Source organism: Pseudomonas moraviensis (genome assembly GCF_900105805.1).
Lineage (GTDB): Bacteria > Pseudomonadota > Gammaproteobacteria > Pseudomonadales > Pseudomonadaceae > Aquipseudomonas > Aquipseudomonas moraviensis_A.
Genome location: NZ_LT629788.1, coordinates 2986038 through 3012365, shown reverse-complemented (window position 1 = coordinate 3012365; position 26328 = coordinate 2986038). Strand labels below are relative to the sequence as shown.

28 protein-coding genes and 1 riboswitch are annotated in these 26328 nt (G+C 61.6%); of the genes, 21 read left to right on the top strand and 7 right to left on the bottom strand.

What is annotated here, in order from left to right:
• Nucleotides 1-5: 5 nt before the first annotated feature.
• Both purN and purM read right to left on the bottom strand, forming a co-directional pair.
• Entirely contained in the window at nt 6-656 is a 651-nt protein-coding gene (gene purN, locus BLU71_RS13350; RefSeq protein WP_083353283.1) for a phosphoribosylglycinamide formyltransferase, read from the bottom strand.
• A complete protein-coding gene (gene purM, locus BLU71_RS13345; protein ID WP_039763675.1) occupies nt 656-1714 on the bottom strand; it encodes a phosphoribosylformylglycinamidine cyclo-ligase in 1059 nt (352 codons plus the stop codon). The genes purN and purM overlap by 1 nt, the downstream gene beginning before the upstream one ends.
• A 373-nt stretch (nt 1715-2087) precedes the next feature.
• Between purM and BLU71_RS13340 the strand changes: the two genes are divergently transcribed.
• The 5 genes from BLU71_RS13340 (at nt 2088) to BLU71_RS13320 (ending at nt 6714) form a co-directional block, all read left to right on the top strand.
• A complete protein-coding gene (locus BLU71_RS13340; RefSeq protein WP_083353282.1) occupies nt 2088-3146 on the top strand; it encodes a DUF2066 domain-containing protein in 1059 nt (352 codons plus the stop codon).
• Nucleotides 3147-3181: 35 nt separating this feature from the next.
• Complete coding sequence (locus tag BLU71_RS13335) at nt 3182-4255, top strand: AI-2E family transporter (protein WP_042607601.1); 1074 nt, start codon at nt 3182-3184, stop codon at nt 4253-4255.
• 206 nt (nt 4256-4461) lie between these two features.
• On the top strand, nt 4462-5166 hold the full coding sequence (hda, locus tag BLU71_RS13330; RefSeq protein WP_007919828.1) for a DnaA regulatory inactivator Hda: 705 nt from the start codon (nt 4462-4464) through the stop codon (nt 5164-5166).
• Between the two features lie 178 nt (nt 5167-5344).
• Nucleotides 5345-5962, top strand: a complete 618-nt coding sequence (locus tag BLU71_RS13325) for a C40 family peptidase (RefSeq protein WP_016773699.1) — start codon at nt 5345-5347, stop codon at nt 5960-5962.
• 215 nt (nt 5963-6177) lie between these two features.
• Nucleotides 6178-6714 (top strand): C40 family peptidase, encoded by a 537-nt coding sequence (locus tag BLU71_RS13320; RefSeq protein ID WP_042607602.1) that lies wholly within the window; start codon nt 6178-6180, stop codon nt 6712-6714.
• A gap of 133 nt (nt 6715-6847) precedes the next feature.
• Here the strand turns inward: BLU71_RS13320 and BLU71_RS13315 are convergent, their stop codons facing one another.
• A complete protein-coding gene (locus BLU71_RS13315) occupies nt 6848-8161 on the bottom strand; it encodes a PQQ-dependent sugar dehydrogenase (RefSeq protein WP_083353281.1) in 1314 nt (437 codons plus the stop codon).
• A gap of 66 nt (nt 8162-8227) precedes the next feature.
• A complete protein-coding gene (locus tag BLU71_RS13310; RefSeq protein ID WP_064365427.1) occupies nt 8228-8812 on the bottom strand; it encodes a hypothetical protein in 585 nt (194 codons plus the stop codon).
• Nucleotides 8813-8974: 162 nt separating this feature from the next.
• A riboswitch (cobalamin riboswitch) is annotated at nt 8975-9204 on the top strand.
• An 80-nt stretch (nt 9205-9284) separates the two neighbouring features.
• Here BLU71_RS13310 and cobO point away from each other — a divergent pair.
• The 14 genes from cobO to BLU71_RS13245 all read left to right on the top strand — a co-directional run bounded on the left by cobO (nt 9285) and on the right by BLU71_RS13245 (nt 20828).
• Nucleotides 9285-9896 (top strand): cob(I)yrinic acid a,c-diamide adenosyltransferase, encoded by a 612-nt coding sequence (cobO, locus tag BLU71_RS13305; protein WP_083353280.1) that lies wholly within the window; start codon nt 9285-9287, stop codon nt 9894-9896.
• Entirely contained in the window at nt 9893-11275 is a 1383-nt protein-coding gene (locus tag BLU71_RS13300) for a cobyrinate a,c-diamide synthase (RefSeq protein ID WP_083353279.1), read from the top strand. Before cobO ends, BLU71_RS13300 begins: the two co-directional genes overlap by 4 nt.
• Nucleotides 11272-11922 (top strand): 5,6-dimethylbenzimidazole synthase, encoded by a 651-nt coding sequence (gene bluB / locus BLU71_RS13295; RefSeq protein WP_083353278.1) that lies wholly within the window; start codon nt 11272-11274, stop codon nt 11920-11922. The genes BLU71_RS13300 and bluB overlap by 4 nt, the downstream gene beginning before the upstream one ends.
• Nucleotides 11919-12827, top strand: a complete 909-nt coding sequence (gene cbiB / locus BLU71_RS13290; protein ID WP_041479543.1) for an adenosylcobinamide-phosphate synthase CbiB — start codon at nt 11919-11921, stop codon at nt 12825-12827. Before bluB ends, cbiB begins: the two co-directional genes overlap by 4 nt.
• Nucleotides 12820-13812: a threonine-phosphate decarboxylase CobD gene (cobD, locus tag BLU71_RS13285; RefSeq protein WP_042607608.1), complete on the top strand. Its 993-nt coding sequence runs from the start codon at nt 12820-12822 to the stop codon at nt 13810-13812. The genes cbiB and cobD overlap by 8 nt, the downstream gene beginning before the upstream one ends.
• The gene (locus tag BLU71_RS13280) at nt 13809-15260 is read left to right on the top strand and encodes a cobyric acid synthase (RefSeq protein WP_083353277.1); all 1452 of its coding nucleotides are present in this window, start codon (nt 13809-13811) and stop codon (nt 15258-15260) included. Before cobD ends, BLU71_RS13280 begins: the two co-directional genes overlap by 4 nt.
• Nucleotides 15261-15383: 123 nt before the next feature.
• Complete coding sequence (cobU, locus tag BLU71_RS13275; protein ID WP_083353276.1) at nt 15384-15905, top strand: bifunctional adenosylcobinamide kinase/adenosylcobinamide-phosphate guanylyltransferase; 522 nt, start codon at nt 15384-15386, stop codon at nt 15903-15905.
• Nucleotides 15902-16957, top strand: a complete 1056-nt coding sequence (gene cobT, locus BLU71_RS13270; RefSeq protein ID WP_083353275.1) for a nicotinate-nucleotide--dimethylbenzimidazole phosphoribosyltransferase — start codon at nt 15902-15904, stop codon at nt 16955-16957. The genes cobU and cobT overlap by 4 nt, the downstream gene beginning before the upstream one ends.
• Entirely contained in the window at nt 16954-17529 is a 576-nt protein-coding gene (cobC, locus tag BLU71_RS13265; protein WP_083353274.1) for an alpha-ribazole phosphatase family protein, read from the top strand. The genes cobT and cobC overlap by 4 nt, the downstream gene beginning before the upstream one ends.
• A 1-nt stretch (nt 17530) precedes the next feature.
• Nucleotides 17531-18253: an adenosylcobinamide-GDP ribazoletransferase gene (locus BLU71_RS13260; RefSeq protein ID WP_083353273.1), complete on the top strand. Its 723-nt coding sequence runs from the start codon at nt 17531-17533 to the stop codon at nt 18251-18253.
• 175 nt (nt 18254-18428) lie between these two features.
• The gene (locus BLU71_RS13255; RefSeq protein ID WP_064365418.1) at nt 18429-18833 is read left to right on the top strand and encodes a MarR family winged helix-turn-helix transcriptional regulator; all 405 of its coding nucleotides are present in this window, start codon (nt 18429-18431) and stop codon (nt 18831-18833) included.
• Between the two features lie 52 nt (nt 18834-18885).
• A complete protein-coding gene (locus BLU71_RS13250) occupies nt 18886-20094 on the top strand; it encodes an MFS transporter (protein ID WP_083353272.1) in 1209 nt (402 codons plus the stop codon).
• Complete coding sequence (locus BLU71_RS27915; protein ID WP_258640897.1) at nt 20091-20213, top strand: hypothetical protein; 123 nt, start codon at nt 20091-20093, stop codon at nt 20211-20213. The genes BLU71_RS13250 and BLU71_RS27915 overlap by 4 nt, the downstream gene beginning before the upstream one ends.
• Nucleotides 20214-20267: 54 nt before the next feature.
• Nucleotides 20268-20828, top strand: coding sequence for a glutathione peroxidase (locus BLU71_RS13245; protein ID WP_064365416.1), 561 nt, complete (start codon nt 20268-20270; stop codon nt 20826-20828).
• A gap of 210 nt (nt 20829-21038) precedes the next feature.
• Here the strand turns inward: BLU71_RS13245 and BLU71_RS13240 are convergent, their stop codons facing one another.
• From BLU71_RS13240 to BLU71_RS13230, 3 genes are all read right to left on the bottom strand, one after another.
• Complete coding sequence (locus BLU71_RS13240; RefSeq protein ID WP_042607617.1) at nt 21039-22310, bottom strand: OmpP1/FadL family transporter; 1272 nt, start codon at nt 22308-22310, stop codon at nt 21039-21041.
• A gap of 146 nt (nt 22311-22456) precedes the next feature.
• Entirely contained in the window at nt 22457-22939 is a 483-nt protein-coding gene (locus BLU71_RS13235) for a hypothetical protein (RefSeq protein ID WP_083353271.1), read from the bottom strand.
• 272 nt (nt 22940-23211) lie between these two features.
• Nucleotides 23212-23436, bottom strand: a complete 225-nt coding sequence (locus BLU71_RS13230; protein WP_083353270.1) for a hypothetical protein — start codon at nt 23434-23436, stop codon at nt 23212-23214.
• A 911-nt stretch (nt 23437-24347) separates the two neighbouring features.
• Between BLU71_RS13230 and BLU71_RS13220 the strand changes: the two genes are divergently transcribed.
• A complete protein-coding gene (locus BLU71_RS13220) occupies nt 24348-24671 on the top strand; it encodes a hypothetical protein (RefSeq protein WP_065615135.1) in 324 nt (107 codons plus the stop codon).
• Between the two features lie 175 nt (nt 24672-24846).
• The gene (gene rmuC, locus BLU71_RS13215; protein WP_173867402.1) at nt 24847-26211 is read left to right on the top strand and encodes a DNA recombination protein RmuC; all 1365 of its coding nucleotides are present in this window, start codon (nt 24847-24849) and stop codon (nt 26209-26211) included.
• The last annotated feature ends 117 nt before the right edge of the window (nt 26212-26328 follow it).

Genomic DNA, 26328 nt, shown 5'->3' with positions numbered 1-26328 from the left:
ATCTCCTAGTTTCGAATCAAGTGGCCGCTGGCGGCGAGTAGCTGGCCGTCGAGTAAAGCACCCTGGTCTCCGAGTGTCAGTCTGCCTTCGGCAAACCAGCGTACCGCCATCGGATAGATCAGGTGTTCCTGAACGTGGACTCGTTGCGCCAGACTCTGCGGCGTGTCGTGCAACTCTACCGGTAATACTGCCTGTACGACCAGTGGTCCGCCATCGAGTTCCTCGGTGACAAAGTGTACGGAGCAGCCATGTTCCGTGTCGCCGGCCTCCAGCGCGCGCTGATGAGTGTGTAACCCTTTGTATTTGGGCAGCAACGACGGGTGGATGTTGAGCAGGCGACCCTGATAGTGGCGAACGAAATCAGCGCTGAGAATGCGCATGAAACCGGCCAGTACCACGAGTTTCGGGTTGAATTGATCGATCAGTTCGATCAGCGCGGCATCGAAGGCCTCGCGGCCCTCGAATGCCTCGTGATCCAGCGAGCGGGTGGCGATACCCGCGTCGCGGGCGCGTTGCAGGCCGTAGGCGTCGGCGCGGTTGGAAATCACCGCAGCGATGCGGACCGGGCTGTCGCCGGTCCGCGTGCTGTCGATCAGAGCCTGCAAGTTACTGCCGGTGCCGGACAACAGCACCACGACATCACAGGGCTTTGGCATCAGTGGGCCTTGAGGTTCTTCAGCTCGACCTGCGCAGCGCCTTCGGCGGCCACGGCGATCTGACCGATGACCCAAGGCTGCTCGCCGGCGTCACGCAGGGTGTTCAGGGCAACTTCGACGTGCTCCTGAGCCACGCAGATGACCATGCCGACGCCGCAGTTGAGCACGCGGTGCATCTCGGTTTCGTCAACATTGCCTTTCTCTTGCAGCCAGTCGAACACGGCCGGGCGAGTCCAGCTGGCCACATCAACTACAGCCTGAGCGCCTTTTGGCAGTACGCGCGGAATGTTGTCGAGCAGGCCGCCACCGGTGATGTGGGCCATGGCCTTGACGGCGCCAGTGTCCTTGATCAGCTTGAGCAGTGGCTTGACGTAGATGCGGGTCGGGGCCATCAGCAGGTCGGTCAGCGGCTTGCCGTCGAGCTGGGTGTTCTCGATGTCGGCGCCGGAGACTTCGATGATCTTGCGGATCAGCGAGTAGCCGTTGGAGTGCGGGCCGGACGATGGCAGGGCGATCAGGGCGTCACCGGTGGCGACTTTCGAGCCGTCGATGATTTCCGATTTTTCCACGACGCCGACGCAGAAGCCGGCCAGGTCGTAGTCTTCGCCTTCGTACATGCCTGGCATTTCAGCGGTTTCGCCGCCGACCAGCGAGCAACCCGACAGTTCGCAGCCAGCGCCGATGCCGGTCACAACCTGGGCAGCGGTGTCGACGTTGAGTTTGCCGGTGGCGTAGTAGTCAAGGAAGAACAGCGGCTCGGCGCCGCACACCACCAGGTCGTTGACGCACATGGCGACAAGGTCGATGCCGATGCTGTCGTGCTTGTTCAGGTTCAGCGCCAGACGCAGCTTGGTGCCGACGCCGTCGGTGCCGGAGACCAGCACCGGCTGCTTGTAGCCGGCCGGGATTTCGCAGAGGGCGCCGAAACCGCCCAGGCCGCCCATGACTTCCGGGCGCGCAGTGCGCTTGGCGACGCTCTTGATGCGTTCGACCAATGCTTCACCGGCGTCGATGTCTACACCGGCGTCCTTGTAGCTCAGGGAGGGTTGCTTGCTCATGATCCAGGCCTTTAGGGGAGGGGATTCAGGGGGTAACGACCGAGTTCAGCGGGAACGTCGAACTCGATGGGCGATCGCCTCACGCGAGTTTCGAGGGGCCCGGCTGTTGCCGGTCTGCGAAGGCGCGCGATTTTATCAGGCTTGAGGGGCAGCGGCCATCCTCGCACCGACGGGCAGGGCCATATCGGCGGAAATTTTTTGCAATCGCAGGGGATGACTGCCTGTATAAGGTGTGGCGATTAACCGTCTATCGTTAGGACTGTGCAAAAACTTACCGCTACCGTGTGAATGTTTTGCCAGAGGAGGGGGTCACAGCCTTGCTCAAACGGTTCACGCGGCGTGTTCCAGCCGCTCCTGTCGACGGGAATTTTCCATGCGTTTTTGTAAATTTTTATTTGTGGGCTGCCTGACACTGGTCAGCCTGGCGAGCCATGCCGAAAACCTCAAAGGCCTTTATCAGGTGCGTCAGCCGGTCAACGGCCAGGCTGCGCAAGAGCGCGATCGCGCCACGCAGGCAGCGCTCGATACGCTGGTGCTGCGCCTGACCGGCGACCCGAAAGCCGCGCAGAGCCCGGGGCTGGCACCGATCCGCAAGGACCCGCAGCAGATCATCAGCCAGTTCGGTTTCGATGCCGGCCCACCGGAAGTGCTGAAAGTCGATTTCGATCCGGCAACCACCGAGCAGGCGTTGCGCCGCGCCGGGCTGCCGGTGTGGGGCGCCAGTCGGCCGTCGATTTTGAGCTGGTGGCTGAACGATTCGACTGAAGGTGCGAGTCTGGTCGGTGACGGTCAGGCCGCTGCCTCAACGTTGCGCACGGCTGCGCAACATCGCGGTTTGCCACTGCGTCTGCCGCTGGCGGATCTCAGCGAACAACTCGTCGCCACTGCGCCGGCGCTGGAAAGTGCTGATCCCGCGCCCCTGCGCAGTGCTTCGGAACGCTACAACGCTGACGCCTTGCTCGCGGTGCATGCCCGTGAAGAGAGCGGGCAGTGGCAGGCGAAATGGCGGCTGTGGCTCGGCGATCAGAAAGAGGCCGGCAGCGTGCAGGGCGCCGACCAGGCTGCGGTTGCCGATGCGGTGATGCTGGCGGTGGCCGAGCGTCTGGCGCCGCGATTCGTTGCCAAGCCCGGCGCATCGGGTCAGCAGACTCTGGAAGTGCAGGGCATGAATCTGGAGCATTATGCGGCGCTGCTGCGGTTACTCGAACCGTTCGGCGTGCGTCTGCAGAGCGTGCAGGGCGATCGCATCGTCTATCGGGTCAATGGCAGCGCCGATCAGTTGCGCGCGCAATTGTCGCTGGCGAAGTTGCAGGAGCTGCCTGCCGAGGAGCCGGTTCCAGCGGCAGCTGTGCAGCCAGCCGTCGAGGGTGCGCCTGCGGTAGCAGCGCCAACCCCGGCAGCGGTGGCACCGTCGTTGCGGTTTCGTTGGTAAGTCTTTTCCTTATATAGAAGCATCAGGAGTGGTAAATGGCCGATACGCGGCGTTGGTTCTGGCTCGGTGGGGTAATCCTGCTTTGCGCGTTTGTATGGTTGCTGCACCCGATCCTCACGCCGTTTCTGGTCGCGTTGTTGCTGGCTTATCTGTTCGATCCGCTGGTGGATCGCCTGGAGCGGCTCGGGTTGTCGCGAACCTGGGGCGTGATTGCCGTGTTTGCCTTGTTCACCCTGATCGTCACCGCGTTGATGCTGGTGCTGGTGCCGATGCTCGCCAAGCAATTGCTACGTCTGTACGAGCTGGCGCCGCAGATGCTCGACTGGTTGCAGCACACCGCTGTGCCATGGGCGCAGGCGAAACTGGGCCTGTCGGACGGCTTCTGGAAGTTCGACAAGGTCAAAGCCGCAATCAGCGAACACATGGGCCAGACCACCGACATCGTCGGCGTGGTGCTGAGCCAGGCCACGGCCTCGAGCCTGGCGCTGATCGGCTGGCTGGCGAATCTGGTGCTCATCCCGGTAGTCAGCTTCTATCTGTTGCGCGACTGGGACGTGATGATGGGCAAGATCCGCAGCCTGCTGCCGCGTGATCGCGAAGAACGCGTGGTGGCGCTGGCGGGTGAGTGCCACGAGGTACTCGGCGCATTCGTGCGTGGCCAGTTGCTGGTGATGGTTGCGCTGGGGGTGATTTATGCCGCCGGCCTGATGATCGTTGGTCTGGAACTGGGTCTGTTGATCGGCCTGATTGCCGGTCTCGCGGCGATCGTGCCGTACATGGGCTTTGTCATCGGCATCGGTGCGGCGTTGATCGCCGGGTTGTTCCAGTTCGGTGGCGATCTCTATCCGATGGTCGGGATTGTCGCGGTGTTCATGGTTGGTCAGGCGCTGGAAGGCATGGTGCTGACGCCGCTGCTGGTCGGGGACCGAATCGGCCTGCACCCGGTGGCGGTAATCTTTGCCATCCTCGCGGGTGGCGAGCTGTTCGGGTTCACCGGCGTGCTGCTGGCGCTGCCGGTGGCGGCGGTGATCATGGTGCTGGTGCGGCATGTCCACGTTCTGTACAAGGATTCCGAGATCTACAGCGGCGTCGACGAACCCGAGCTGTGATGTCGCGGGCGGCCGGGCCTTTGGCCGGGCTGCCCGGTGTCGTACGGGCGAGGGCGCCAGAGAATCCGTCACAAAACCGGTGCGTCAACGCAAACCTTTGATTTTGCTTGGAGTCTGTCGCATTGTGCGCTCAGCCTCACGGGTATAAACTTCGCAAACTTTACACAGAGGCCACTAACGGTTCCTTTGAGAACTGTTCAGTCAGCATGAAACCGATTCAGCTGCCCCTAGGTGTGCGTCTGCGTGACGACGCCACCTTCATCAACTACTACCCAGGCGCCAATGCCGCTGCACTCGGCTATGTCGAGCGTCTCTGCGAAGCCGACGCCGGGTGGACGGAGAGCCTGATCTACCTGTGGGGCAAGCACGGTGTCGGGCGTACGCATCTGTTGCAGGCAGCGTGCCTGCGCTTCGAGCAGATGGGCGAACCGGCGGTGTATCTGCCGCTGGCCGAGTTGATGGACCGCGGCGTAGAAATCCTCGACAACCTTGAACAGTACGAACTGGTCTGCCTGGATGATTTGCAGGTGATCGCCGGTAAGGCGGACTGGGAAGAGGCGATGTTTCATCTGTTCAACCGTCTGCGGGACAGCGGCCGGCGCCTGCTGATCGCTGCATCCACTTCACCACGCGAATTGCCAGTGAAGCTGGCTGACCTGAAATCACGCCTGACCCTGGCGCTGATTTTTCAGATGCGCCCGCTTTCCGATGAAGACAAATTGCGTGCGCTGCAATTGCGCGCCTCGCGTCGCGGTCTGCACCTGACCGATGAAGTCGGGCATTTCATTCTGACTCGCGGCACGCGCAGCATGAGCGCGTTGTTCGATCTGCTCGAGCAGCTCGATCAGGCCTCTTTGCAGGCGCAACGCAAGCTGACCATTCCCTTCCTAAAGGAAACTCTGGGCTGGTGATGGTGGGCTTTTGCCAGCTTTCAGGCCCTGCGAGCGGCGATTGGCCGGCCAGGCAAGTTAAGCGCTTAGATGTAAACGCGAAACCGGGAAGTCACATAAAGTTCGATTGAATTTGCAAATGAGGACGATAGCGGGCATAGTCTCGGCTTCTTTACAACTATCAGCCACGGTCGTGCCCATGCTAAAGCGCTTCGCACCCCTCGTGCCTCTCGCACTCGTTACCCTGTTATTCGGTTGTGCTGCTCATTCTCCGGTTCAAGAGCCGCCGCAACAGGTCAAGAATTCTGCCACTGCCCAGTCTTCCGTTATTTACCAGGAAGAGCTGGACACCGAAAAAGAACTCAACCAGTTCAACGGCAGTAAGCCTTATCAGCTTCCTGTACTGGCTGACAGCATCCTCGAACGCGGTATGTCCCTGATCGGTACTCGTTACCGCTTCGGCGGTACTTCTGAAGCCGGTTTCGATTGCAGCGGTTTCATCGGTTACCTGTTCCGTGAAGAAGCGGGCATGAACCTGCCGCGCTCCACTCGCGAAATGATCAACGTTGATGCGCCACTGGTTTCGCGCAGCAACCTTGAGCCGGGTGATCTGCTGTTCTTCGCCACCAATGGTCGTCGCGGTCGTGTCAGTCACGCCGGTATCTACCTGGGCGACAACCAGTTCATCCACTCCAGCAGTCGTCGCAGCGGCGGTGTTCGCATCGACAGCCTGGGTGACAGCTACTGGAGCAAGACCTTCATCGAAGCCAAGCGTGCACTCGCCATGGCGCCGACCGTGGTCACTGCTCGCAAGTAAGCCCGATGTCGCTGCGTTCGCGGCGACAATACGGTCCGGCAACGGAGTAGACCTAAACTTTACAAGGTGAAGTTAAAGTCTTACTTGAAGTTTGCCGCGTAGCCGCTAGAATCCTGAATCTATATTGATGGCAAACCGCCTGCGTGATGACGCAGGCGGTTTTGTTTCTGTCCATTCGGCAGAGAAAGCCGCAGCGAGATCAGGATGTTCTGCTTATGACGATGTCGGCCCGCCTCACCTTGATTATTTGCGCCGCGCTGCTCAGCGCCTGCGCCAGCCGCACACCGCCGCCAGCCCCCGTGGTTCGTGCGCCGATCGTGTTCGCTCCCTCACAAGCCTTTTCTCCCGCCGCGGAAGACGTGCTGTTCCGTGCCCTCGGCCTGGTCGGTACGCCGTATCGTTGGGGCGGCAATACGCCGGATTCGGGTTTTGATTGCAGTGGCCTGATCGGTTTCGTCTACCGCGACGCGGCGGGGATTTCCCTGCCACGCTCGACCCGCGAAATGATCGTCATGCAGGCGCCGAATGTCGGCAAGGAAGGCTTGCAGACCGGCGACCTGATCTTCTTCGCCACCAATGGCGGTTCGCAGGTCAGTCATGCGGGGATTTACGTGGGCGAGGGGCGCTTCGTGCATGCACCTGCCACGGGCGGCACGGTCAAGCTCGACAGCCTGTCGAAGGCCTACTGGCAGAAAGCGTATCTGAGCGCCAAGCGGGTGTTGCAGCCGGGGCAGTTGGCGCATAACCCATAATCAAATCTGACAAAGATCCAATGTAGGAGTGAGCCTGCTCGCGATAGCAGTGTATCTGTGACGTAAATGTCGACTGATACACCGCTATCGCGAGCAGGCTCACTCCTACAGTTGTTTCGTGTCAGGCGTCAGCTTATTTACTGGCCGAAACGCGCCACACCTTGTTGCCCACATCATCCGCCACCAGCAAACCACCTTGCTGATCGATCACCACGCCCACCGGGCGGCCGAGCGCGTTCTCGTCCTTGTCGAGGAAACCGGTCAGCACATCCACCGGTTGACCGGTCGGCTTGCCGCCAGTGAACGGCACGAAAATCACTTTGTAGCCGCTGTGCGGTTTGCGGTTCCACGAGCCATGCTGGCCAATGAACGCGCCTTCCTTGAATTGCGCCGGCAGGCTGTTGCCTTCGGCGAAGGTCAGGCCCAGCGAAGCGGTGTGCGGGCCGACGGCGTAATCCGGGGCGATGGCCTTGGCCACCAGATCGAGGTTCTGCGGTTTGACCCGCACATCGACGTGCTGGCCGTAATAGCTGAACGGCCAGCCATAGAAACCGCCGTCCTTGACCGAGGTGATGTAGTCCGGCACCAGGTCGCTGCCGATTTCGTCACGCTCGTTGACCGCCGTCCACAGCGCGCCGCTGGTGGGTTCCCAAGCGAGGCCGTTGGGGTTGCGGATGCCCGAGGCGAAGATCCGGTGATTGCCGGTTGCGCGATCGATTTCCCAGATTGCCGCGCGGCCTTCTTCCTGATCCAGACCGTTTTCGCCGACGTTGCTGTTCGAGCCGACCGTGACGTACAACTTGTTGCCGTCCTTGCTCGCAATAACGTTTTTGGTCCAGTGGTGATTGAGCGTGCCACCCGGCAGGTCGACGACTTTGATCGGTTGGGTTTTGATCTCGGTGGCGCCCGGCTCGTAGTTGAAGCGCAGCAGGCGATCGGTGTCGGCCACATACAGGTCGTTGCCGACCAGCGTCATGCCAAACGGTGAGTTGAGGTTTTGCAGAAACACCGTGCGGGTTTCTGCGACGCCATCGTGGTCGGCATCACGCAGCAGAGTGATGCGGTTCGGGCTCGGCACGCCAGCGCCGGCCTTGCCCATGACTTTCTTCATGACCCAGCCGCGAATGCCTTTGCTGTCATCGGGTTTGGGTGGCGCGTTGGTTTCCGCCACCAGCACATCGCCGTTGGGCAGCACATACAGCCAGCGCGGGTGATCGAGGCCTTCGGCAAACGCGGCGACCTGAGTGCCGGCCGCTGCGGTCGGTTTCGCACCTTCCGGCCAGCCCACCGCCGGGGCGATGTTCACTGTCGGGATCAGCGTCTTGTTCGGTTCGGGCAGTTTCGGTGACGGGCCGGTGCCATCGGAGACTTGCAGGCTGGAGGTTTCACCGCAGGCGGCGAGCCCGCCGGCGACGGCGATGATAAGAGCGAGTTGGGCCTTGCGCATTGCTGATCTTCCCTATGAATGCATTCCTAATCATAGAGGAGGGTGCAGGCCCGATGGTTCAACTGCTCAGCCGCGGGCTTCCTTGAACAGCACGGCGATGCCTGGATGATAGTTGCCCGCTTCGCTGTGCAATTTGCGATAGGCGTAAGGGAAATACCAGGCAACGGCGCAGGTGTGCTCTTTTTGCAAGTCGTCGACCATGTCCTGCAGCTCTTCGGGGCTGGCGCTGTGCTGGGCTTTTTGCGGGGCGACGAAGAGGCAGCCGAGCTTCAGGTCGCTGGCGTAGCTGATGCGCCTGGCATCCACGGTGATGTCGAGCAGCGCCTGGGTCAGGTTGAGGTTGTTGACCCGTGGCCAGCGTTGCGTGGCCTGAATGTACGCGCGGTCTTCGCTGCCGGCAATCAGCAGATCGGCGCGGGCATTGCGCTCGCCTTCTTCGTTCTGTTTGCGCGTGGCCGTGTCGTTTAGCGTGACCATTTCAGCCATCCACGCCGCCGCTGAAAGCAAGCCGAGGTTGGCTTTTTCGTCGTGCCAGTACGGCGCGTCATTGTCGCCGCGCACGCTGTTGTAGCGATCGATACAGTCAAACCAGCGTTCCAGCACCGGGCGCAGAAATTCCAGGCGCGGGTTGCTGATGATCATGCCTTGCATCGTCGTCATCCTTATTGTTGTGGTGAGATTGTCGAGAAAAGCATGGCTCTTTGATATCATTTGTCACAGTCTGGCACAAGATTGCCGCTGCACAATGGATCAGCGGCAGTTATTCGCGCGCAAAGCGCCTCTTCAATTGACGCTCCACCCCCAACCCTCTAACCTTCGCCGCTTGTTTCAGGTGCTCTGTGGCCCAGTGTCGACAGAGTGAAACAGGGAAGCCGGTGAGGGTGGTCTTCAAGCGAAGCCACGACGATCCCGGCGCTGCCCCCGCAACGGTAAATGAGTGAAAACTGCGCCTTGAGCCACTGCCTCGACAGAAGCGGGAAGGCGCGCAGTCCGGCAAATGCCACTCATGAGCCCGGAGACCGGCCTGATCCATCTCAGCGGCATCACGGTGGGCGATGCCAGGCTTTTTGCCGTCTATTCTTGTGCCTGCCCGCCGTTATCCAGCCTCAACGGAGAGCTCCCCATGACTGATTCCCCCGAGCGCGACGAGCGCCATCTGGCGCGCATGCAGCGCAAGAAAGCCGTGATCGACGAACGCATCGCCAAATCGCCCGACGAGTGCGGCCTGGTTCTGGTGCTGACCGGCAATGGCAAAGGCAAGAGCAGTTCGGCGTTCGGCATGCTCGCCCGTGCCATGGGCCACGGCATGCAGTGCGGCGTGGTGCAGTTCATCAAGGGCCGCAACAGCACCGGCGAGGAATTGTTCTTCCGCCGCTTCCCCGAGCAGGTGCGTTTTCACGTCATGGGTGAAGGCTTCACTTGGGAAACCCAGGATCGCCAGCGCGATATCGCCGCTGCAACCGCAGCCTGGGACGTCTCCCGCGAATTGTTGCGTGATCCGTCGATCGGTCTGGTGGTGCTCGACGAGTTGAACATCGCCCTCAAGCACGGCTACCTCGACCTCGATCAGGTGCTCAGCGATTTGCAGGCGCGCCCGCCGATGCAACACGTGGTCGTCACCGGTCGCGGCGCCAAGCCGGAAATGATCGAGATGGGCGACACGGTCACCGAAATGGGCATGCTCAAGCACGCTTTCCAGGCCGGGATCAAAGCGCAGAAAGGCGTCGAACTTTGAAGCAACCACGTCACTGCCCGGCGGTACTCATTGCCGCGCCGGCCTCCGGTCAGGGCAAGACCACCGTCACCGCCGCGCTCGCCCGTTTGCATCGCAACCAGGGGCGCAAGGTGCGCGTGTTCAAATGCGGCCCGGACTTTCTCGACCCGATGATTCTCGAGCGCGCCAGCGGTGCGCCGGTGTATCAATTGGACATGTGGATGGTCGGCGAGCAGGAAAGTCGCCGGCTGTTGTGGGAAGCCGCCGCCGAGGCTGATCTGATTCTGATCGAGGGCGTGATGGGCCTGTTCGACGGCACGCCGTCCAGTGCTGATCTGGCGCGGCACTTCGGCGTGCCGGTGCTTGGCGTGATCGACGGCACTGCCATGGCGCAGACCTTCGGCGCTTTGGCGCTGGGCCTGGCGAAGTATCAGCCGGACTTGCCCTTTGCCGGTGTGCTGGCCAACCGCGTTGGCACCTTGCGCCACGCGCAATTGCTCGAAGGCAGCCTCACCGAAGGTCTGCGCTGGTACGGCGCGTTGTCCCGCGAGACCGGTATCGAATTGCCAAGTCGTCACCTCGGCCTGGTCCAGGCCAGCGAATTGAATGATCTGGATCTGCGCCTCGATGCGGCCGCCGATGCACTGGCCAGCAGCTGCGAAGTCGCGCTTCCACCGGCCGTGGAATTCGCCGCGCCTGACGTTATCGCTGCCGAGCCTCTATTAAAGGGTGTGCGCATCGCCGTCGCCCGCGACGAAGCTTTTGCCTTCACCTACGGTGCCAGCCTCGATCTGCTGCGGGCGATGGGTGCCGAGCTGCAGTTCTTCTCGCCGATCCGCGACACACAATTGCCCGCCGCCGACAGCCTGTATCTGCCGGGCGGTTATCCGGAGTTGCACCACGTCGCGCTGGCGCAAAACACCTCAATGCTTGCAGCCATCCGCGCGCACCATGCGGCGGGCAAACCGTTGCTCGCCGAATGCGGCGGGATGCTTTATCTGCTTGATTCGCTGACTGACGTGGAAGGCACCCGCGCTGAACTGGTCGGTTTGCTCAAGGGCGATGCGGTGATGCAGAAGCGTCTCGCGGCGCTGGCGTTGCAGGCGGTTGAATTGCCGGAAGGTTCTTTGCGTGGGCATACCTATCATCATTCGCTGACCACCACCGAGCTGACGCCGATTGCCCGTGGACTTAGCCCGAATGGCGGGCGCGGGGCCGAGGCGGTTTATCGTGAGGGGCGGATGACGGCTTCTTATGTGCACTTTTATTTTCCGTCGAATCCGGTGGCTGTCGCTGCGCTGTTTGCGCCGAACTTTGAAACCGCTATCGCGAGCAGGCTCACTCCTACAATGGATCACCTGAACCCTGTGGGAGCGAGCTTGCTCGCGAAAGGGCCATGACCGACAACACATTCTCCGAAGCCGAACGCGCTGCGGTCTACAAGGCCATCGCCGAACGCCGCGACATGCGCCACTTCACCGGCGGCACCGTCGAGCCGCAACTGCTGCGACGTTTGTTGGAAGCCGCCCACCAAGCCCCAAGCGTCGGCCTGATGCAGCCCTGGCGCTTCATCCGTATCAGCGATCGCGCTCTGCGCGGGCAGATCCGCGATCTGGTGGAAGCAGAACGCATCCGCACCGCCGAAGCCCTCGGCGAGCGCAGCGATGAGTTCATGCAGCTCAAGGTCGAAGGCATCAACGATTGCGCCGAAGTGCTGGTCGCGGCACTGATGGACGATCGCGAAAAACACATCTTCGGTCGGCGCACGTTGCCGGAAATGGACATGGCCTCGTTGTCCTGCGCGATCCAGAATCTGTGGCTGGCGTCCCGTGCCGAAGGCCTGGGCATGGGCTGGGTCTCGCTGTTCGAGCCGCAGGCCCTGGCGGGTTTACTCAAGTTGCCGGCCGGTGCCAAGCCGCTGGCGGTGTTGTGTCTGGGGCCGGTAAAGGAATTCTATCCAGCGCCGATGCTGGTGCTCGAAGGCTGGGCGCAAGCGCGGCCGCTGAACGAGTTGCTGTATGAAAATTATTGGGGAGTGAGTCAATGAGTGTGGCGTTGCTGAGTGTCGCTGCGGTAGCGCTGGATGCGCTGCTCGGTGAACCGAAACGCTGGCATCCGCTGGTGGCGTTCGGCAATTTCGCCGGGCGCATAGAGCAACGCTTCAACGCCGGCGGTCGTGGCTGGCGCAGCCACGGCGTGACCGCGTGGGTCCTCGCGGTACTGCCGCTGACTCTGCTCGCCACCGCATTTTCCTGGGCGCCCTATGTGGGCTGGATTGTCGAGATTCTCGCGCTGTATTGCGCCCTGGGCATGCGCAGTCTCGGCGAGCATGTCGCGCCGGTCGCGGCGGCGTTGCGCGCTGATGATCTGGACGAGGCGCGCAAGCGCGTCGGCTATCTGGTCAGCCGCCAGACCGATGAACTCGACAGCACTGCCGTAGCCCGCGCCGCCACGGAGTCAGTGCTGGAAAACGGCAGCGATGCGGTGTTCGCTGCGCTGTTCTGGTTTGTCGTCGCCGGCGCACCGGGCGTGGTCCTGTATCGCTTGAGCAATACCCTCGATGCGATGTGGGGTTATCGCAACGAACGCTTTGAACGTTTCGGCTGGGCGGCGGCGAAGATCGACGACGTGTTGAACTACATTCCTGCGCGTCTGGTGGCGTTGACCTACGCGCTGCTCGGCAAAACCCGACTCGCGCTCAAGTGCTGGCGCACCCAGGCGCCGCAGTGGGACAGCCCCAACGCCGGCCCGGTGATGGCGGCAGGTGCCGGTGCGCTGGGCGTCGAACTGGGTGGCCCGGCGATTTATCACGGCGAACTGCACGAGCGCCCGCAACTGGGCGAGGGCGCCCCGGCGGACGCCGACTCCATCGACCGTGGCTGGCAATTGGTCCAGCGCGGCGTATGGTTATGGCTGCTGATGCTTTGCCTGGGGGCGGAATTTTATGCTTGAGCACGGTGGACGGCTGCGCAAGGCTGCACTCGATTACGGAATTGCCGAGGCTGACTGGCTCGACTTGTCCAGCGGCCTCGCGCCGTGGCCATTTGCGATCCCGGAGATCCCGCTGCGCGCCTGGGCCCGCCTGCCGGAAACCGACGACGGCCTGGAACAGGCGGCCTGCGACTACTACGGCGCCGCCCAGGTGTTGCCGGTGGCCGGCTCGCAAATGGCCATCCAGTTGCTGCCGCGTCTGCGCCGGGCCGGCAAGGTCGGCGTGTTGTCGCCGTGCTATGCCGAGCATGCCGAGGCGTGGCGGCGCAGCGGTTACATCGTCCGTGAAGTGCTTGAGCAGGAGGTCGAGTTCTTTCTCGACAGCCTGGATGTGCTGGTGGTGGTCAACCCGAACAATCCGACCGGCCTGAGCCTGACCCCGGCGCGCCTGCTCGACTGGCATGCGCGGCTGGCGCAACGCGGCGGCTGGCTGGTAGTCGATGAAGCATTCATGGACAACACCCCGCAACTGAGCCTGGCGCCCTATGCGCATCAGGTCGGGCTGGTGGTGTTGCGTTCGTTCGGCAAGTTTTTCGGTCTGGCCGGGGTGCGCCTCGGTTTCGTTCTGGCCGAGCGCAAGTTGCTCAAACTGCTCGCCGAACAGGTCGGGCCGTGGGCGGTGAGCGGGCCGACGCGAGTGCTCGGCACGGCGTGCCTGCAAGACACCGAGGGCCACACCCGTCAGCGGATTCGCAGTGACCAAGCGAGCGAGCGTTTGGCGGCGTTGCTGACCCGTTGTGGCTTCGCGCCGCAGGGTGGCTGCGCGCTGTTTCAGTGGCTGATCACCGAGCAGGCGGAAGCGCTGCACGAATTCCTCGCCCGGCGCGGCATCCTCCTGCGCCTCTTCACGCACAACAGCAGTGTGCGCTTCGGCCTGCCTGCCGATGCCGCGCAAGAACTGCGCCTCGAACAGGCTTTGCAAGCTTTCGCCAAGGAAAAACCATGACCACTCTGATGGTGCAAGGCACCACGTCCGATGCCGGCAAAAGTACCTTGGTGACGGCGTTGTGCCGCTGGGCCACCCGCCAGGGCATTGCGGTGGTGCCGTTCAAGCCGCAGAACATGGCGCTCAACAGCGCGGTGACCGCTGACGGCGGCGAGATCGGCCGGGCGCAGGCGGTGCAGGCGCAAGCCGCCGGTCTCGAACCGCACACCGACATGAATCCGGTACTGCTCAAGCCCAACAGCGACACCGGCGCACAAGTGATCATTCATGGCCGCGCCGTGACGACGATGAACGCCGTTGCCTATCACGATTACAAAGCCATCGCGATGCAAGCGGTGCTCGCTTCCCATGCGCGGCTCAGCGCGGCGTATCCGCTGGTGATGGTCGAAGGCGCCGGTTCGCCGGCTGAGATCAATCTGCGCGCCGGCGACATTGCCAACATGGGCTTTGCCGAAGCGGTGGATTGCCCGGTTTTGCTGATCGCCGACATCAATCGCGGTGGCGTGTTTGCGCATCTGGTCGGCACGCTGGAGTTGCTGTCGCCAAGCGAACAGGCGCGGGTCAAAGGCTTCATCATCAACCGCTTTCGCGGCGACATCGCCTTGCTGCAACCGGGCCTCGACTGGCTCGAACAGCGCACCGGCAAACCGGTGGTCGGCGTGTTGCCCTACGTGATGGATCTGCACCTTGAGGCTGAAGACGGCATCGACCAGCGCCAGACCGACAAGGCCGAGCAGGTCTTGAAGGTAGTGGTGCCGGTGCTGCCGCGCATCAGCAATCACACCGACTTCGACCCGCTGCGGCTGCACCCGCAGGTGGATCTGCAATTCGTCGGCCCGGGGCAGGCGATTCCGGCCGCCGACCTGATCATCCTGCCGGGCTCGAAAAGCGTGCGCAGTGATCTGGCTTATCTGCGCGCCAACGGCTGGGACGCAGCGATCAATCGGCATCTGCGCTACGGCGGCAAGGTGCTGGGGATTTGCGGCGGTCTGCAGATGCTCGGTGAGCAGGTGCACGACCCGCTCGGCCTTGAAGGTATTGCCGGCTCCAGCGCGGGTCTGGGTCTGCTGGCGTTTGAAACGCAGCTTGAAGCCGAGAAACAACTGCGCAATGTGCATGGCCGGCTGGCGCTGGAAAACGCTGAAGTCAGCGGTTATGAAATTCATGCTGGCGTGACCACCGGGCCGGCGCTGGAGAACCCGGCGGTACATTTGGACGACGGTCGTTGCGATGGTGCGCAAAGTGCCGATGGCCAGGTGTTCGGCACCTATCTGCATGGCTTGTTCGAATCCCCCGAGGCAAGCGCGGCGTTGTTGCGCTGGGCCGGGTTGAGTGATGTGCAAGAGGTCGATTACCACGGCTTGCGCGAGCGCGATATCGAGCGCCTGGCGGATCTGGTGGAGAATCATCTGGATACCGATTTGTTGCGTCAGCTCTGTGGGATTTGAGTTGTCTGGACTGGCCTCTTCGCGAGCAGGCTCACTCCTGCATTTGAAATGCGGTCCCCTGTAGGAGTGAGCCTGCTCGCGATAGCGCCGGTCGCCTCAATACATAATTTTCAGGATGTTCTCATGCTCCAACTGATCCTCGGCGGCGCCCGCTCCGGCAAAAGTCGTCTGGCGGAAAAACTCGCCAGCGACAGCCATCTCGCCGTGACCTACATCGCCACCAGCCAGCCGCTCGACGGCGAGATGAACCAGCGCGTCGCCCATCACCGCGCGCGCCGACCCGCCGAATGGGCGTTGATCGAGGAACCGCTGGAACTGGCCCGCGTGCTGCGCGAATCTGCCGACGCCGAGCGCTGCCTGCTGGTTGATTGCCTGACCCTGTGGCTGACCAATCTGCTGATGCTCGACGACGCCGAGCGTCTCGCCGCCGAGCGTGAAGCCCTGCTGGACTGCCTGGCCGCGCTGCCGGGTGAAATCATTTTTGTCAGCAACGAGACCGGAATGGGTGTCGTGCCGCTGGGCGAATTGACTCGCCGCTACGTCGATGAAGCCGGTTGGCTGCATCAAGCTCTGGCCGAGCGTTGTCAGCGAGTGGTGCTGACCGTCGCCGGCCTGCCCCTGACTTTGAAAGGACCTGCATTATGAGCCCGACCTGGTGGCTGAACCCGTGCCAAGCCGTGAATGCCGACATCGTTGCGCAAGCGACCGAGCGCCAGCAGCAATTGACCAAACCGGCCGGTTCGCTCGGGCGTCTTGAATCGGTGGCGGTGCAACTGGCCGGTCTGCAAGGTCAGCTCAAGCCGACGCTCGATCAGATCTGGATCGCGATTTTCGCTGGCGATCATGGTGTGGTGGCGGAGGGCGTTTCGGCTTATCCGCAGGAAGTCACCGGGCAGATGCTGCTGAATTTCGTCAGCGGCGGCGCGGCGATCAGCGTGCTGGCGCGTCAGCTCGGCGCGCAACTGGAAGTGATCGATCTGGGGACAGTGAATCCGACGCTGAATCTGCCCGGCGTGCGCCATGTGAACATTGGCCCGGGCACGGCGAATTTCGTGGCGGGCGCGGCAATGACTCAGGCTCAGGGCGAACTGGCCTTGCGGGCCGGTCGCGACAGCGTGTTGCGCGCGAAAGCCGCCGGGGCGCGGTTGTTTATCGGCGGTGAAATGGGCATCGGCAACACCACGGCGGCGAGTGCGCTGGCCTGCGCCTTGCTCGACTGCCCGGTGGCGCACCTGACCGGTCCCGGCACCGGGCTGAATGCCGCTGGCGTCAGCCACAAGGCGCAAGTTATCGAACGTGCGCTGGCGCTGCATGCCGCGCAGCGCGGCGATGCCTTGCAGACGCTGTTCAATCTCGGCGGTTTCGAGATTGCCGCGTTGGTCGGCGCTTATCTGGCCTGCGCGCAGGAAGGCATCGCGGTGCTGGTCGACGGTTTTATCTGCACGGTCGCGGCGCTGGTCGCGGTGCGCTTGAATCCGGCGTGTCGCGAGTGGCTGTTGTTCGGCCATCGCGGCGCCGAGCCGGGCCATCGCCATGTGCTGGAAACCCTGAGCGCCGAGCCGTTGCTGGAACTCGGCCTGCGCCTGGGCGAGGGCAGCGGCGCGGCGTTGGCGGTGCCATTGTTGCGCCTGGCCTGTGACCTGCACGGGCAAATGGCGACGTTCGCCGAAGCGGCCGTGGCGGATCGCCCGGCATGAGCCTGCGCCTCGACCTGCTGCGCCACGGCGAAACGGAACTGGGTGGTGGCTTGCGCGGCAGCCTCGACGACGCACTGACCGAAAACGGCTGGGTGCAGATGCGTGCGGCGGTGGTCGAAGGCGGGCCTTGGGATCGCATTGTCAGCTCGCCATTGCAGCGCTGCGCGCGGTTTGCCGCCGAACTCGGCGAGCAACTGAAGCTGTCGGTGCATCTCGACAAGGATCTGCAGGAACTGCATTTCGGCGCGTGGGAAGGGCAAAGCGCGGCGGCGTTGATGGAGACGGATGCCGAGGCGTTGGGGCTGTTCTGGGCGGATCCGTATGCATTTACGCCACCGCAGGGTGAGCCGGTCAGCGAATTTTCTGCGCGGGTGCTGGCGGCAGTCGCGCGCCTGCATGCCGCCTACGCCGGTGAACGGATTCTGCTGGTCAGCCACGGCGGCGTGATGCGCTTGTTACTGGCCCAAGCGCGAGGTTTGCCCCGTGAACAATTGCTCAACGTCGAAGTCGGTCACGGCGCGCTGTTTGCGCTGACGGTCGGGGCTGACGGCGCGCTCAAGGAAGGTCACTGAGATGTTGCCGCTGTGGATTGCCTTGCAGTTTCTCAGCAGCCTTCCGATTCGTTTGCAGGGCATGCCCGAGCCGCAACAGCTCGGCCGTTCGCTACTGTTTTATCCGCTGGTGGGATTGCTGTTCGGGTTGATCCTCTACGCTTCGAATCTACTGCTTGGCGGCACACCAGTGTTGCTGCATGCGGCGCTGTTGTTGACCGTGTGGGTGCTGCTCAGCGGCGCGCTGCATCTCGATGGCCTGGCCGACAGCGCTGATGCCTGGCTCGGCGGCTTCGGTGATCGCGAGCGTACGCTGACGATCATGAAAGATCCACGCAGCGGGCCGATCGCGGTGGTCACGCTGGTGTTGGTGCTGCTGCTGAAATTCGCCGCGCTGTTGGCGTTGATCGAACAAGGGCAGGGTATGGCGCTGATCATCGTTCCGGTGCTCGGGCGGGCAGCGTTGCTGGGGTTGTTTCTGACCACGCCGTATGTGCGTAAGGGTGGGTTGGGCCAGGCGCTGGCCGATCATCTGCCACGTAAAGCGGGTGGGTGGGTGCTGGGGCTGAGTGCGCTGGGCTGCGTGTTGATCGCCGGGTTTGGTGCGGTGCTGATTTCGCTGGGGGTGTTTGTCTGGCTGCGGCGGGTGATGATGCGGCGGTTGGGCGGGACCACCGGGGATACGGCGGGGGCGATGCTGGAATTGCTGGAGATGGCGGTGTTGGTTGGCCTCGCGTTGGTCTGAAGGATTTGCGTTGATGATGCCGGCCCCTTCGCGAGCAGGCTAGCTCCCACTTTCGGAATGCTATCCCCTGTAGGAGCGAGCCTGCTCGCGAAGGCGGCCTCACCGGCAACAAAGATGTTCAGAATCAACTCATCTGTAACTTGATTTAACACACTCGCGGGTATATACACGCATCATGCTTCCTTCTCAGTGTTTGTGCACCAACCTGCGTCGCGCCGCGCGTGGCGTCAGCAGGCATTACGACGGCGCTCTCGACGGCTTCGGGATCAACGTTGCCCAGTATTCTCTGCTGTGCAATCTGCAGCGGCTGGAGCAACCGAGCATCTCCGAACTGGCCGAAGCCATGGGCCTGGATCGCAGCACCCTCGGGCGCAATTTGCGTGTGCTTGAGGGCGAGGGTCTGGTGACGCTGGCGGAGGGCGAGGACATGCGCAACCGCATCGTGCGCCTCACCGAAACCGGTGTGCAACGCCTGGCAGCGGCCTTGCCAGCGTGGGAAGCGGCGCAACAGCGGCTGATCGACCGTCTCGGTGCCGAGAAGCGCGAAACCTTGCTCAAATTGCTCGACGAGCTGGCCTGACGGCCGTTTCTTCGAGCTCAAGCGGGTATATACCCGCGACTGGAGAATAACAATGACAACAATGTGGCGTACGTGCGGTTGGGTATTGCTGGGAAGTGCGCTGATCCTGGCGTTGTCATTGGGCGTGCGCCACGGGTTTGGCCTGTTCCTGTCGCCGATGAGCGCGCAATTCGGCTGGGGGCGCGAGGTGTTTGCCTTCGCCATCGCCCTGCAGAACCTGATCTGGGGCCTGGCGCAACCGTTCACCGGCGCGCTGGCCGACCGCTTCGGCGCGGCGAAAGTGGTGCTGGTCGGCGGTGTGCTCTACGCGTTGGGTCTGGTGTGCATGGGCTTGTCCGATTCGCCGGTGACCCTGTCACTGAGCGCTGGTCTGTTGATCGGTATCGGTTTGTCCGGCACCTCGTTCTCGGTGATCCTCGGCGTGGTCGGTCGCGCCGTACCGGCCGACAAACGCAGCATGGGCATGGGCATTGCCAGCGCCGCCGGTTCGTTCGGCCAGTTTGCAATGTTGCCGGGCACCCTCGGGTTGATTGGCTGGCTCGGCTGGTCGGCTGCGCTGCTGGTGCTGGGCTTGCTGGTGGCGATGATCGTGCCGCTGGTGAGCATGCTCAAGGACAAGCCATTGCCGGTGCTCGGCCACGAGCAATCCCTTGGCGAAGCGCTGCGCGAAGCCTGCTCACATTCAGGGTTCTGGCTGCTGGCGTTCGGCTTTTTCGTCTGCGGCTTTCAGGTGGTATTCATCGGGGTGCATCTGCCGGCGTATCTGGTCGATCAGCATCTGCCCGCGAGCGTCGGCACTACGGTGCTGGCGTTGATCGGACTGTTCAATATTTTCGGCACTTACACTGCCGGCTGGCTCGGTGGGCGCATGTCCAAGCCGCGTCTGTTGACTGCGCTGTATCTGCTGCGCGCGGTGGTGATCGTGCTGTTCCTGTGGCAGCCGGTGACGACCACATCGGCCTATCTGTTCGGCATGGCCATGGGCTTTCTGTGGCTGTCGACGGTGCCGTTGACCAACGGTACGGTGGCGACCTTGTTCGGCGTGCGCAATTTGTCCATGCTCGGTGGCATCGTCTTTCTGTTCCATCAACTCGGCTCGTTTCTTGGCGGCTGGCTGGGCGGGGTGGTGTACGACCGAACCGGGAGTTATGACTTGATCTGGCAAGTGGCGATTCTCTTGAGCCTGTTGGCGGCGGCGCTTAACTGGCCGGTGCACGAGCGTCCGGTGGCACGCCTGCAAGCCAGTGCGAGCGCGGCATGAGCCGAATCTGCACGCGCCTGGTCGTCAGCGCACTGGCTGCGGCGCTGTTGGCGCTGGTGTGGTGGGGCTGGCAGCGCGGCGGTCTGGCGCTGATGCAGTTGGGCATGAGCATTTGCTAGATGGCAGCGTGGCGAGTAACGTCGAAACCTTATGACTGCCCAAGGAAGTTCGACATGTTGATGCGCTGGTGTGCTGTTCCCGCGTTGCTGATGGCGTTGACTGGCCTGGCCCAGGCCGCCGATTGTCCTGACCTGTTGCAAGGCTCGCTGCCGAAGTTGCGCGCCAAGGAATCCATCGATCTGTGCAAGCAGTACGCCGACAAGCCGCTGGTGGTGGTCAATACTGCCAGCTTCTGCGGTTTCGCTCCGCAGTTCGAAGGACTTGAAGCGCTCAACAAGCGCTACAAGGCGCAAGGGCTGGAGATGCTTGGCGTGCCGTCGAACGACTTCAAGCAAGAATCCAGGGACAGCGCGGAAACCGCCAAGGTCTGCTACGCCAACTATGGCGTGACGTTCAACATGACCGAACCGCAGAAGGTTCGCGGTGATGACGCCACGCATCTGTTCCAGGTGCTGGCGGCGCAGAGCAATGCGCCGAAGTGGAATTTCTATAAGTACGTAGTCGATCGGCAGGGCAAGGTTGTGGCGAGTTTTTCCAGTTTGACCAAACCGGATGATCCCGAATTTATTGCAGCGATCGAAAAGGCCATTGCCTCCAAACCGCTAAAGCCCTGATTAACGTTGTTCCCTGTGGGAGCGAGCCTGCTCGCGAAGCGGTGTGACAGGTCAGTACATCAACATCTGACATACCGCCTTCGCGAGCAGGCTCGCTCCCACAATGGAAATTTGTCGTTTCAGTGAAAAGTTGCAGGCATGAAAAAGCCCCGCCTCTGCAAAGAGAGCGGGGCTTTTTCGTGGGCGAGGATTGCGCCTCGCCACGGTGCATCAGAAGCGGTAAGTCGCGCCGACACCGAAGCCGTTTGCCGAGTTTTCATACTTGGCATCGTAGCTCTGGCCACGCGCGTTTTCGTTGCGGATCTTGACCGACTCTTCTTTCAGGTACGAGTACGCGACGTCGATGGTCAGGTCGTCGGTCGGGCTCCAGCCGGCACCGATACTGAAGATGGTGCGGTCGCCAGTCGGGATGCGTGGCGAGCGGTCTTCGTTGTTAGTCGGCGACTGGTCGAAGGTCAGACCGGTACGCAGTACCCATTCCTTGTTCAACTGGTACGAGGTACCCACCGCGTAGGCCCAGGAGTCATGCCAGTTCTGGTCTTCGTTGATCGAACCGAACTGACCGGCCAGCAGAGGCTGCACGCCGGAGTTCTTCACGGTGATCTTGTCCAGCTGGCTCCAGCGAGTCCAGGTGGTACCGGCGTAGACGTTCCAGCGATCGTTGATCGCCTGGGTGACCGAGAAGTCCACGGATTCCGGCGTGGTGATCTTCAGCGAAGCGTCGTACTTCTGATTCGCGCCTACGCCCACGAGCGCCAGTGCGCCGTAGTTGACCTTGGTGTTGCCTTCGAGTTTGTAGTCGACCTTGGAGTGATAGGTCAGGCCCAGGCGGGTGGTGTCGGTGGCCTGGACCAGCAAGCCGACGTTGTAGCCCAGTGCGGTGTCGTCACCCTTGATTTTGACCTTGCCGTCCGGCAGTGCCTGGGTGATCGAGAGGTTGGATTCCAGCGAGCCGTCGATGCGGTTGATCGTCGGGCCGAAACCGATCGATACCTTGTCGTTGAAGGCGTAGCTGACGGTTGGCTGGAAGGTGATCACCTGTACTTCGGACTTGCTGCCGAAGTAACGGCCGGCGAAGCCTTTTTCGTAATCCGTGATCAGGCCGAACGGCACATAGACACCCAGACCAAAGGCCCAATGGTCATCGATCGGTTTTACATAGAAGCCCATAGGTACGGCGGTGAAGGGCACCATGTCGCCTTTGTTGCTGCCGCCGTTCGGGCTGGAGCTGGCGTTGCTGATATCGGTGTGTGCATCGACAACGGCGACGCCACCGGTGACTTGTTCGCGCTTGATGCGCGCCATGCCGGCCGGGTTGCCATAAACAGTGCTTGCGTCGTCGGCAGAAGAAGATCGCCCGGCAAAACCAGTCCCCATCCCACTGATGCTTTGTTCGTTGAGGGCAAAACCTGCCGCGAAGATCTGCGTGGAGGCAAGGGTAACGGCGAGGCTAAGGGTGGTTTTGAGCATGACTTTTTTCATTATTAGAACTCCTGGTGATCACCGGGGCGAAAATTACCAACATTTTCGTCCCAGCGCTATAGCCCGTATGCCTTGAGTTAGAGCGGTTTTGTAGGACAATCCGACCAGAATGGCGGCCTGTTGCGAGAACTTGTGGAACCGCACGGTCAGCAAGCGACCTGATTCAGCGGTGAAACACAGGTTTGCCAGGCATAGGTGAAGTCACGCAGACGACCTTGCGGTTGAAAGGTCTGGCGCCAGATGCGCGCCATGCCGAGCAGGTCGGTCGGAGCGGGGAGGGTGGGGTTCTGTTCTTCTACCAGCAGCCAGGCAATGGCAGTGGCGTAACGCAGGTTGACGGTCAGTTCCAGGTGCGGGCCGCTGAGAAATGCGTGCTGGCTGGCGAGGCCGCGCACCAGGCTGGCGCGCTCCGGATCGAGCGCTAGATAATCGTCCCACAGCGCCTGATGCCGATGCTCGGCGATCCGGTACAGGCCGTGTCCACGGCGGTCATGCAGGGCAGTCCCGAGGGCGGACTGGCTGGCGGCGATGCCCAGCAGCAGGGATTCGGCAGTTGCGCAGTGGCGTCCCAGATAGATCAGTGTAGGACGGATCACATAGCGGCACAGTTCGCTGGCAGCGATACCCATAACACCCTCGTTTCCTGTTGTGGAGGGCGAGTCCTGAAGGGGGCTTTGGCAGCAGTGGATCGACTCAGGCTCGCCGCAAGCGGGTCACGCCGCTTGAGTTGAAGTGTAGTGTCATATTCAGCGTGTAAAGGCCTGTTTTTAAAATATTTCCGCTATCGCATCCCGAGCGTTAGATCGGAACATGCTTAGCAGCGCAGCGCTAACAGTGAAATATCAGGCAATAAAAAGCCCCGCTTTTCAGCAGGGCTTTGCTTTTGCAGCCTGGTCGGCTTTCAGGCAACCAGTGCCTGACGCGTACGCTCGATCACGGCCTGCAGCGGTTCGGCGCTGGAGTATTGATCGGGGTACAAACGCTCGCTGTGACGAGCGATGCCGTATTCATTGACCACGGTGAAGCTGAAGCAGCCTTTGCGAGCGGCCATGATCAGGCAGTTCATTGGAGCAAAAGCGTTGGTTAGGGTGCGAATGGCATCCTGAGTCTGGATTTGAGTAGACATAGTTATTAGGTGTTCCTACAAATGACACGGATAAGAACCGTGCAACGTTAAAACGTTCCAGTAACGTTGATCACCATTGATCGAACGAAGAACCCGACTGGAACAAAGCAGCCAGTTTGAAGCGCTGATAAATGAGCGCGCTTGGGCTGGCAGGTAGGTACTTAGGAGGACAGGCATCACAGCGAGGGCAAAGGTTCTGGGCCCGGGGTGAAGATCCTGATCAATTTGCAGGTTGGTTCGGTCAGAGTAAGTGTTCTTCGCAACGCCCTTTGCTTTCATTCAAAGGCAGCGTCGTCGCAAGATTTACCTGGAAACCATCGAGGGGTCGGTCCCGCTTTTTTCGGATATTTCTTCCTGTTGGAAGATTGACCGTGGGAGATGTTCGACCGGAATTGACTTTCAGCTTGGTACTAACGCCGCGGATAGTAACGGATCCATCGGGACGAAGCAAACCCCGCAATGAAAAAAAGCCTGAAGGGACGTGGCTGCGCGCGACCATCCGTCGGAGCGCGGGCTTTCTCGCAAAGACGCTTGGCCTCTTCCGCTGCATAAAACGACCCGAAAAAGCGCACGCATATAACCGTCTCACAGGTACTTGTGCACATTAGTTGCACAGACCGTAACGTCACTGTCACATCAATCCTGACTCCAGCCGCTGCCTGTATCAAAAGTTTAAGTCAATGAAAAATATCGCCTTTTTTTGTTGGTGAAAAAATCGTCAGTTTGACTGCGAGCCCCATTCCACAAGGCTTTGCGAGGATCACAGAGGGGTTGTCCACTGACTTATCCACAGCTTCTGTGGATTGTCCCTAGCGCTTGCTCTAGGACGGGCGTGCCGGGTTTTTTTCGACTTTACCTGTAAGAAAAAGAGAGTAAAGTGGCGCGCCTTCCGATCTGTCCCGCAGTGCTTTATGAAGTTTCGCTCAGTATCAGACTCTGTTACCCCAAACCCGAATCCTGTTACCCCGCCCAAGCGCTTCTCCGTCCGCGTGGCTGAATGGTTGCTCGATGCCCCGCGCCTGAGCGATAGCCCCAGCGCCAAGCATCTCGCCGGCCGTCTGCTCAAGCAACCGGCCCGTGAAGGCGTGGTCGCCGCGCAAAGCCGTCTTGGCCAACTGATCTGCCGTGAATGCGGCAACGCACGGGACCGGCGTATCGGTCAGGAGCTGCTGCGTCAGGCCGCCCGTGCCGGTGACCGGCGCGCGCAGCAGGAACTCGGTCTGATCGAAGACTGAGCTGTCCAAGCCCTGACACCTTGGTTAACCTTCAGGCTTTATCCGATTGGCAGGAGTCGCTATGGCTATGGACTTGACCAGCTTATTGCTTGGTCTGGCGGCAGCAGGGTTGCCGCTGCTGGCGTTGGCCTGGCAACTGCAGCGCCGGGCCAGCGGCGCCCAGGCCGATCTGGCCTTGCTCGAAGAGCGCCTGGCCATGGCGCAAATGGCTCAGGACGGCCTCAACGCGCAGCTTGAAGCCAGCCGCGATGAGATCGCCGACCTTGGCCAGGCCAACGCCGCCAAACAGGCAGACCTCGCCGCGCTGCGCCGCGAAGTCGAGTTGTTGCAGATCGAGCGCGACGACGCCCGCGATGCGTCCCACGCCTGGAACCTCGAACGCGCCAACAAGGACGCCGAATTGCGCCGTCTCGACGCCCAGGCCGCCTCGTTGAGTGCCGAGTTGCGCGAGCAACAGGAAAGCCATCAACAACGCCTCAACGACCTGCAAGGCTCGCGGGATGAATTGCGTGCGCAATTCGCCGAGCTGGCCGGCAAGATCTTCGATGAGCGTGAACAGCGCTTTGCCGAGACCAGCCAGCAACGCCTCGGCCAGTTGCTCGACCCGTTGAAAGAGCGCATCCAGTCCTTCGAAAAACGCGTGGAAGAGAGCTATCAAGCCGAAGCCCGCGAGCGTTTCTCGCTGGCCAAGGAACTGGAGCGTTTGCAGGCGTTGAATCTGCGTCTGAGCGACGAAGCGACCAACCTGACCCGCGCCCTCAAGGGCCAGAAAACCCAGGGCAATTGGGGCGAGCTGATTCTCGAGCGCGTTCTGGAACACGCCGGTCTGGAAAAGGGCCGCGAGTACCAGACCCAAGTCAATCTCAAAGGCCCGGACGGCGAGCGCTTCCAGCCCGATGTGATCATTTACCTGCCCGGTGACAAGCAAGTCGTGGTCGACTCGAAAGTCAGTCTCACGGCCTATCAACAATATGTGGCGGCCGACGATGACACATTGGGGCAGATCGCGATCAAGCAGCACGTGCTGTCGCTGCGCAATCACGTCAAAGGCCTGGCCGGCAAGGACTACAAGCGCCTGGAAGGCTTGCACAGCCTCGATTTCGTTTTGCTGTTCGTGCCGATCGAAGCGGCGTTTTCCGCTGCGTTACAGGCTGAGCCTTCGCTGTTTCAGGAAGCCTTTGACCGCAATATCGTGATTGTCAGCCCGACCACGCTGTTGGCTACGCTGCGGGTGATCGACAGTCTGTGGAAGCAGGAACGCCAGAGCCAGAACGCCCGGGAAATCGCCGAGCGCGCGGGGTGGCTGTATGACAAGTTCGTGTTGTTTATTCAGGATCTGGATGAAGTCGGCAATCGTCTGCAGCAACTGGACAAGGCCTACAGCTCGGCGCGTAACAAGCTGACAGAAGGGCGCGGCAATCTGGTCAGTCGCAGTGAGCAGTTGAAGTTGCTCGGTGCGCGGGCGAGCAAGAGTTTGCCGGCGGATTTGTTGGAGCGGGCGATGACTGATGTTGATGGGTTGGTTGAGTTGCCTGAGTAGGCGTCGTTTTTTTGGCTGATTGTGAGTACATATCCGTTGCTGCGGTGATGGCGGCTGGCGGTTTCGCCCTTACGGCGAGGCACTTTTTCCAGACGCCCGGAATGCCGGCCCAGAAAA

What these genes read in the sequence shown, in the direction of transcription:
- BLU71_RS13335 (WP_042607601.1), top strand. Translation starts at nt 3,182, where the DNA reads ATGGCCGATACGCGGCGTTGGTTCTGGCTCGGTGGGGTAATCCTGCTT.
- hda (WP_007919828.1), top strand. Translation starts at nt 4,462, where the DNA reads ATGAAACCGATTCAGCTGCCCCTAGGTGTGCGTCTGCGTGACGACGCC.
- cobO (WP_083353280.1), top strand. Translation starts at nt 9,285, where the DNA reads ATGACTGATTCCCCCGAGCGCGACGAGCGCCATCTGGCGCGCATGCAG.
- BLU71_RS27915 (WP_258640897.1), top strand. Translation starts at nt 20,091, where the DNA reads ATGAGCCGAATCTGCACGCGCCTGGTCGTCAGCGCACTGGCTGCGGCG.
- cobT (WP_083353275.1), top strand. Translation starts at nt 15,902, where the DNA reads ATGAGCCCGACCTGGTGGCTGAACCCGTGCCAAGCCGTGAATGCCGAC.
- bluB (WP_083353278.1), top strand. Translation starts at nt 11,272, where the DNA reads ATGACCGACAACACATTCTCCGAAGCCGAACGCGCTGCGGTCTACAAG.
- BLU71_RS13235 (WP_083353271.1), bottom strand. Translation starts at nt 22,939, where the DNA reads ATGGGTATCGCTGCCAGCGAACTGTGCCGCTATGTGATCCGTCCTACA.
- cobC (WP_083353274.1), top strand. Translation starts at nt 16,954, where the DNA reads ATGAGCCTGCGCCTCGACCTGCTGCGCCACGGCGAAACGGAACTGGGT.
- BLU71_RS13220 (WP_065615135.1), top strand. Translation starts at nt 24,348, where the DNA reads ATGAAGTTTCGCTCAGTATCAGACTCTGTTACCCCAAACCCGAATCCT.
- BLU71_RS13310 (WP_064365427.1), bottom strand. Translation starts at nt 8,812, where the DNA reads ATGCAAGGCATGATCATCAGCAACCCGCGCCTGGAATTTCTGCGCCCG.
- BLU71_RS13280 (WP_083353277.1), top strand. Translation starts at nt 13,809, where the DNA reads ATGACCACTCTGATGGTGCAAGGCACCACGTCCGATGCCGGCAAAAGT.
- BLU71_RS13240 (WP_042607617.1), bottom strand. Translation starts at nt 22,310, where the DNA reads ATGAAAAAAGTCATGCTCAAAACCACCCTTAGCCTCGCCGTTACCCTT.
- BLU71_RS13230 (WP_083353270.1), bottom strand. Translation starts at nt 23,436, where the DNA reads ATGTCTACTCAAATCCAGACTCAGGATGCCATTCGCACCCTAACCAAC.
- BLU71_RS13260 (WP_083353273.1), top strand. Translation starts at nt 17,531, where the DNA reads ATGTTGCCGCTGTGGATTGCCTTGCAGTTTCTCAGCAGCCTTCCGATT.
- purM (WP_039763675.1), bottom strand. Translation starts at nt 1,714, where the DNA reads ATGAGCAAGCAACCCTCCCTGAGCTACAAGGACGCCGGTGTAGACATC.
- BLU71_RS13340 (WP_083353282.1), top strand. Translation starts at nt 2,088, where the DNA reads ATGCGTTTTTGTAAATTTTTATTTGTGGGCTGCCTGACACTGGTCAGC.
- BLU71_RS13315 (WP_083353281.1), bottom strand. Translation starts at nt 8,161, where the DNA reads ATGCGCAAGGCCCAACTCGCTCTTATCATCGCCGTCGCCGGCGGGCTC.
- BLU71_RS13250 (WP_083353272.1), top strand. Translation starts at nt 18,886, where the DNA reads ATGACAACAATGTGGCGTACGTGCGGTTGGGTATTGCTGGGAAGTGCG.
- BLU71_RS13245 (WP_064365416.1), top strand. Translation starts at nt 20,268, where the DNA reads ATGTTGATGCGCTGGTGTGCTGTTCCCGCGTTGCTGATGGCGTTGACT.
- cobU (WP_083353276.1), top strand. Translation starts at nt 15,384, where the DNA reads ATGCTCCAACTGATCCTCGGCGGCGCCCGCTCCGGCAAAAGTCGTCTG.
- purN (WP_083353283.1), bottom strand. Translation starts at nt 656, where the DNA reads ATGCCAAAGCCCTGTGATGTCGTGGTGCTGTTGTCCGGCACCGGCAGT.
- BLU71_RS13255 (WP_064365418.1), top strand. Translation starts at nt 18,429, where the DNA reads ATGCTTCCTTCTCAGTGTTTGTGCACCAACCTGCGTCGCGCCGCGCGT.
- cbiB (WP_041479543.1), top strand. Translation starts at nt 11,919, where the DNA reads ATGAGTGTGGCGTTGCTGAGTGTCGCTGCGGTAGCGCTGGATGCGCTG.
- BLU71_RS13325 (WP_016773699.1), top strand. Translation starts at nt 5,345, where the DNA reads ATGCTAAAGCGCTTCGCACCCCTCGTGCCTCTCGCACTCGTTACCCTG.
- BLU71_RS13320 (WP_042607602.1), top strand. Translation starts at nt 6,178, where the DNA reads ATGACGATGTCGGCCCGCCTCACCTTGATTATTTGCGCCGCGCTGCTC.
- cobD (WP_042607608.1), top strand. Translation starts at nt 12,820, where the DNA reads ATGCTTGAGCACGGTGGACGGCTGCGCAAGGCTGCACTCGATTACGGA.